This window comes from Stenotrophomonas sp. YIM B06876, assembly GCF_030711595.1.
In the GTDB taxonomy this organism is placed as follows: domain Bacteria; phylum Pseudomonadota; class Gammaproteobacteria; order Xanthomonadales; family Xanthomonadaceae; genus Stenotrophomonas.
In genome coordinates, this window is record NZ_JAUJUJ010000085.1 from 1 (window position 1) to 3,000 (window position 3,000).

Below are 3,000 nucleotides of genomic sequence, written 5' to 3' on the forward strand. Positions count from 1 at the left end.
GATCCCGGCCGCCGTGAGCACCTGCACAAAGGGCATTCCTTCCAGCGTCTTCTGGCGCAGGGTCTCATCATGGAGGATCGCACCGCTGATGCATTCGCCCAGGCCAGGCGTTGTCACCAGCAATTCGCGGTACGCGCGGCGGGTCTCTCCGCTCGGGACAATGCCAGCGCCGGCGAAACGCTTGTCGCAAGTGCCAACGCTCTCGTCCATGGCGAGCAGGCCCTTGCCGGCGGCCACCAGGGCCTGCGCTGTAGCGCTCAGGGCGGTCATGGCGGCGTGGCGCCCGGCGGCGCCNTCGTCCATGGCGAGCAGGCCCTTGCCGGCGGCCACCAGGGCCTGCGCTGTAGCGCTCAGGGCGGTCATGGCGGCGTGGCGCCCGGCGGCGCCTGCTCAATGCGGTCCAGGGCTTGGCGTATCGCCGCGATGATCAGTTTGTCCGCGCAGCCCTCATCAATGTCGGGCACGTCCCACTCGAAAATGGCGCGGTATTTGTCGATCAGTCCTTCGACGTCCAAGGCCAGCTGCGCTCGGTGCGCGTCCAACTCCAGTTGTTCCATCTTCGCCATGGCGCATCTCCTTCAAGGCGTGGTAGCGGTCCATTTCCAATCGCGGATTGCCGGTAGATCCTGACCGCGCTGCTCGATGCATCGCCGGTGCTCGATCAGCTTGCCCCGCGCAACCTGCTTCAGGCAAGCCTCTTTGCGGCCCATGTGCGGCAGCCGATCCACCGCGTCCTGCACCCGATGGAAGCGGTCGATGTCGTTTTGCACCCGGATGTCGAACGGGGTCGTGATCGTGCCTTTCTCCTTGTAGCCGCGCACGTGCAGGTCGCGGTGGGTACGGCGGTATGCCAACTGAGGCACCAACCATGGGTAGCCATGCAAGCCGAACATGATGGGCTTGTGCCGCGTGCAAAGCGAGTCGCAGTCCTTGTCGCTCAGACCGTGCGGGTGCTCGGTGTTCGATTGCAGCCGCATCAGGTCAACGACATTGATCACCCTGATCTTCAGCTCGGGCAGGTGCGCGCGCAGGATGGACACTGCCGCCAGGATCTCAACTTCGGTGCAGTGCGGCACGGCAGCGTCCATGGTGGGCCATTGTGGGAGCGCGTGTTTTCCGGCGACGGCCACGTTGGCATGATTGCGGCTGCGCAGGCAGTGATCGCACACCGAGAGCAAACAATTGGCATCGGGCGGCAGGTACGGCCGCACGATGTCAGCCTTCTTGTTGATGACATGATCGGGGAAGCCCGGGTCCTGGTGCGTAAATCCATTGTGGTCTTGCTGCCAGACGTGCGAGGCCAGCAAGTAGTTCAGCGACGCGATCGGCCGGCGCCAGGGCAGCTCCCGGATTACTGTCAACCACTGGGCGTGCTGGCTTTGGTTCAGCCGGACCACGTCGCGCAGAAAACTGCCCAGCCCCCGAGCGTCCTGTGTTTGCAGGGCTCCGGGCGCAGGGAGATGGACGGCGTGCTCGCGAAAATCCGGCATGCAAAGCTCGCGCAGCAGCAAGCCGCCATTCGCGAGCGGATTTGCCCCCATCCGCCGCTCGCCCTTCGGCGCCAGTTCGGCCAGCTCCGGCAACAACCGACCATCCTGGTCGAACAGCTCTTCGGCCTTGTAACTCTTCATCCAGCGCTCGTGCTGAACAACATGCTCGGGATGCTCTGCATCCACCAGCAGCGGCATGTGGTGCGAACGAAAAATGCCATCGACGGGCAGGCCATCCACAACCTTCGCTCCGGTCCAGCCCTTGGGCGACCGGAGCACGATCATCGGCCAAGGCGGGCGCTTGGCGTTCTTGTCTTCGCGTGCGCTCTTCTGTATCTGTCGAATTTCCTCCACGGCCTGGTTCCCAGCACTGGCCATCGATTGGTGCATCTTCGCGGGGCCATCGCCGTCGACCAACAGCGGCGCCCAGCCGCAACCCCGGAAAAACTGCGCCAGCTCCCCGTGGTCTGTGCGCGCCAAGAGGGCCGGGTTGCTGATCTTGCAGCCATTGAGGTGCAGGATGGGCAGCACCGCCCCGTCAGCAATGGGATTGAGCATCTTGTTCGACTGCCATGCGGCGGCCAAGGGCCCTGTCTCGGCCTCGCCGTCGCCAACGACGCAGGCAACGATCCATTCCGGGTTGTCGAGATAGACCCCGCTCCAGGCACCTTCAAGGCACACCTTGCCAGCCATCGCGGGGCCCCCATGGCCGGGGCCGGCGATAGAGATCATGTCCGGGCCGTACGCATTGATGGCCCGGTTCAGATGGGCACAGATGAAGTTCTGGCCTGGTGTCGCTCCCCAATGCCCGACCACCAGCGGCCTCACGCGGGACAGCGTCAAAGGCGTCTTCCGCAGCGGGTTTTCGCAGAGACAGATCCGTCCGACCGCCAGACAGTTGGCGGCACGCCAGCAGGCGTCCATCTTGTACAGCAGGTCGGCATTCAGGATGTCGGATTTCATGGGATGGAGGATCTTCAAATGCGCGCATCTGCACTTCACTCAAGCAAAAGGGGGCGCTTTCCAGAGATCCGTGCTTTTTATCTGGCCAGAGGCGTTGTTGTAGTGCCTGCATTGAGCAGCGTCTGTGCGCCACCGCGCATAGACAGGCGTGCGGCGCGGCGCAGTGTGTTGTGTGCGACAGCGCACAGACCCTCTGTGGTGAACGTCCTACCCTGCATGTCGTGGCATGCAGACCATTGCTTGGTCCGCTCTTGGAACCGCAAACATGAGTCCATTTCATACCGCGCCGTCGTTTCACGAACCCACCCCTTCGGCAGCAGGCGTGCAGTTGCTATCGAACGGCAACTACCACGTGATGGTCTCGCGCACGGGCGGCGGGTATAGCCATTGGAAGGGACTGGCGTTGACGCGATGGCGCGAGGACGCCACCTGCGACAACTGGGGCGCCTTCTGCTACCTCCGGGACCGCGCCAGCGGCCTTGTCTGGTCAACGACCGTCCAGCCCACGCTGCAGCAGGCCGACGCCTGCGAAGCCCTGTTTCCGGTG

The 3,000-nt window shown here is 63.9% G+C and carries 4 protein-coding genes; 1 reads left to right on the top strand and 3 read right to left on the bottom strand.

Translation table 11 applies throughout. The features are described from left to right. The 3 genes from QZH66_RS14705 to QZH66_RS14715 form a co-directional block, all read right to left on the bottom strand. Positions 1-363: class I fructose-bisphosphate aldolase (locus tag QZH66_RS14705; protein WP_305806669.1), on the bottom strand; the 363-nt coding region annotated here is incomplete at its 3' end. Then, entirely contained in the window at positions 360-566 is a 207-nt protein-coding gene (locus QZH66_RS14710; RefSeq protein WP_305806670.1) for a hypothetical protein, read from the bottom strand. The genes QZH66_RS14705 and QZH66_RS14710, both read right to left, overlap by 4 nt. Positions 567-578: 12 nt before the next feature. Further along, complete coding sequence (locus QZH66_RS14715; protein WP_305806671.1) at positions 579-2,453, bottom strand: phosphoketolase family protein; 1,875 nt, start codon at positions 2,451-2,453, stop codon at positions 579-581. A gap of 265 nt (positions 2,454-2,718) precedes the next feature. Here QZH66_RS14715 and QZH66_RS14720 point away from each other — a divergent pair. Continuing rightward, positions 2,719-3,000 (top strand): hypothetical protein (locus tag QZH66_RS14720; protein WP_305806672.1); only part of this gene is annotated, 282 nt, incomplete at its 3' end.

Bases quoted from the DNA above. Each gene is read 5' to 3' on its own strand.
- QZH66_RS14710 (WP_305806670.1), bottom strand. From the start codon at position 566: ATGGCGAAGATGGAACAACTGGAGTTGGACGCGCACCGAGCGCAGCTG.
- QZH66_RS14715 (WP_305806671.1), bottom strand. From the start codon at position 2,453: ATGAAATCCGACATCCTGAATGCCGACCTGCTGTACAAGATGGACGCC.